The 2,552-nt window shown below is 63.2% G+C and carries 2 protein-coding genes and 1 pseudogene; all 3 read right to left on the reverse strand.

What is annotated here, in order from left to right:
- Nucleotides 1-66: 66 nt before the first annotated feature.
- The 3 genes and pseudogenes from HT737_RS21330 to dapE all read right to left on the reverse strand — a co-directional run bounded on the left by HT737_RS21330 (nucleotide 67) and on the right by dapE (nucleotide 2,479).
- Nucleotides 67-444 (reverse strand): hypothetical protein, encoded by a 378-nt coding sequence (locus tag HT737_RS21330; RefSeq protein ID WP_007964251.1) that lies wholly within the window; start codon nucleotides 442-444, stop codon nucleotides 67-69.
- 75 nt (nucleotides 445-519) lie between these two features.
- Nucleotides 520-1,328, reverse strand: a pseudogene (locus tag HT737_RS21335) (putative RNA methyltransferase).
- Nucleotides 1,328-2,479, reverse strand: coding sequence for a succinyl-diaminopimelate desuccinylase (dapE, locus tag HT737_RS21340; protein ID WP_182403954.1), 1,152 nt, complete (start codon nucleotides 2,477-2,479; stop codon nucleotides 1,328-1,330). The pseudogene HT737_RS21335 and the gene dapE overlap by 1 nt, the downstream one beginning before the upstream one ends.
- Nucleotides 2,480-2,552: the final 73 nt, after the last annotated feature.

Here is a 2,552-nt window from a genome sequence, read left to right on the forward strand (position 1 = left end):
GGCAGCTCCTACAGTTTGGAATGCATTCCCCTGTAGGGAGCTGCCGAAGGCTGCGATCTTTTGCTTTCAGGCAGTCTTCCAGGTGATTTCTTCTTCACCGTCGGCGCTGATGCGAATCCAGCGATCCGCCGTTTCCTCACCTTCTTCCTCGACCCAGGTGCCCGGCGCGCAACGCACTTCGACGTTCAGCGCGGCAAAGGCTGCGCGGGCGCAGGCGATGTCGTCGTCCCATGGGGTCGCATCGCTTTCCAGGTACAGGCTGTTCCATTTGCCCACGGCCTTCGGCAGCCACGTCACCGGGATGTTGCCGGCCTTGCACTTGTAGGTCTGGCCTTTCTGTACCCAATCGCTGCACGGGCCCAGAGCCTCACCGAGCCAGGCGGAAATCGCCTTGTGGTCGACGTCGGCGTCTTTCAGGTAAATCTCGATATCCGGTTGGCGCATGGATGTCCTCACTGCGGGTCTGAAAAATCCATTCGCGGATTTAGCCGGCCCCGGGCACTCGCCCGAGACCAAAAGTTATTGAAGAACGAAATAATCGTAGCGCATCGACACGGTGGTCACGAACGGCTCGGGCTGTTCGATCACTGCGGCGCGGCGTTCGGCACTGGCGCGCCAGCCGTGGGGTGTCATCGCCAACAGGTTGGCGCGATCCTCGGGCTTGTCCAGCGTCAGTTTGAATTCCAGGGTTTCGCTGTGCGCCAGCGCCATGCCTTCGGGCACTAATGCCAGATGCTTGTCGTCGGTGTATTCGCGCACTTCGTCGTACAGGCGTTCGCGCAGTTCCATCAGGTGGCCGCTGGTTGGGCCGACCTTCATCAGGCCGCCGCCGACGCTGAGCAGACGCTTGGCCTCTTCCCAGTCCAGCGGGCTGAAAACGCTGGCGAGAAACTGGCAACTGCCCGACGCCAACGGCACGCGGGCCATGCTGGCGATCAACCAGGTGAGCGCCGGGTTGCGCTTGCAGGCGCGTTTCACCGCCTCGCGGGAGATGTCCAGCGCGTAGCCATCCGCGCCTGGCAAGGCCTCGGCGATCTGTGCGGTGTAGTAACCCTCGCCGCAACCGATATCGACCCAGCGCGCTGGCGCATAACTCGCCGCCAGTTCTGCCAGACGCTTGGCCACCGGGGCGTAATGCCCGGCATTCAGGAAGTCGCGGCGCGCCTCGACCATCGCCTGGTTGTCGCCAGGATCACGGCTGTTCTTGTGCTGCACCGGCAGCAGGTTCAGGTAGCCCTGCGCGCGCGGTCGAAGCGGTGGCCGGCGGGCCAGACCACACCGTTATCGACGCTGTTCAGCGGTTCACTGCAGATCGGGCACGCGAGCATCAGGCGAGCAACTTGATCAGGGTCTGGTAGTAGATCTCGGTCAGCACGTCGAGATCGGCCGCCAGCACACGCTCGTTGACCTGGTGAATGGTCGCGTTGACCGGCCCCAGCTCAACCACTTGCGTACCCATGGTCGCGATGAAACGACCGTCGGAAGTCCCGCCGCTGGTCGACGCGTGGGTTTCGCGGCCGGTGATGTCCTTGATGCTCGACGATACCGCGTCGAGCAGCGCGCCCGGCTCGGTGAGGAACGGCAGACCGGACAGCGCCCAGTCGATGTGCCAGTCCAGGTTGTGTTTGTCGAGGATATCGGCCACGCGTTTTTGCAGGCCTTCGACGGTGGATTCGGTGGAGAAGCGGAAGTTGAACACCGCCACCAGATCACCCGGAATCACGTTGGTCGCGCCGGTGCCGGAGTTGAGGTTGGAAATCTGGAAACTGGTCGGCGGGAAGAAATCGTTGCCGTGATCCCAATGCTCGGCGGCCAGTTCGGCCAAGGCCGGGGCGGCGAGGTGGATCGGGTTCTTCGCCAGATGCGGGTAGGCCACGTGGCCCTGCACACCGCGCACGGTGAGCTTGGCGCCCAACGAGCCGCGACGACCGTTTTTCACCACGTCACCGACCAGCGTGGTACTCGACGGTTCGCCGACGATGCACCAGTCCAGACGTTCCTTGCGCGCCACCATACGTTCAACCACCGCTTTGGTGCCGTGGTGTGCCGGGCCTTCTTCGTCGCTGGTGATGAGGAACGCGACCTTGCCCTTGTGATTCGGGTAGTCGGCAACGAAACGCTCGGCGGCGACGGTCATCGACGCCAGGCTGCCTTTCATGTCCGCCGCACCACGGCCACAGAGCATGCCGTGTTCATCGATGACGGCGTTGAACGGGTCGATCTGCCAGGCCGTCACCGGACCGGTCGGCACTACGTCGGTGTGGCCGGCGAAGCACAGCACCGGGCCGTCGTCGTTGCCGTGGGTGGCCCAGAAGTTATCCACATCTTCGATGCGCATCGGTTCGAGGGTGAAACCGGCATCGCCCAGGCGCTGCATCATCTGCTTCTGGCAATCGGCGTCGACCGGCGTCACGGACGGACGGCGGATCAGGTCGATGGCGAGTTGGAGGGTCGGCGAAAGGTCGGCGTGGGCCGTCATGTAATAACTCCGGGGTGCGCACGGTAAACCTGTAGGAGCTGCCGCAGGCTGCGATCTTTTGATTTTGTTTTTT

Source organism: Pseudomonas sp. MD195_PC81_125, assembly GCF_014060985.1.
Classification (GTDB): Bacteria; Pseudomonadota; Gammaproteobacteria; order Pseudomonadales; family Pseudomonadaceae; genus Aquipseudomonas; species Aquipseudomonas parakoreensis.

What these genes read in the sequence shown, in the direction of transcription:
- HT737_RS21330 (WP_007964251.1), bottom strand. Translation starts at nt 444, where the DNA reads ATGCGCCAACCGGATATCGAGATTTACCTGAAAGACGCCGACGTCGAC.
- dapE (WP_182403954.1), bottom strand. Translation starts at nt 2,479, where the DNA reads ATGACGGCCCACGCCGACCTTTCGCCGACCCTCCAACTCGCCATCGAC.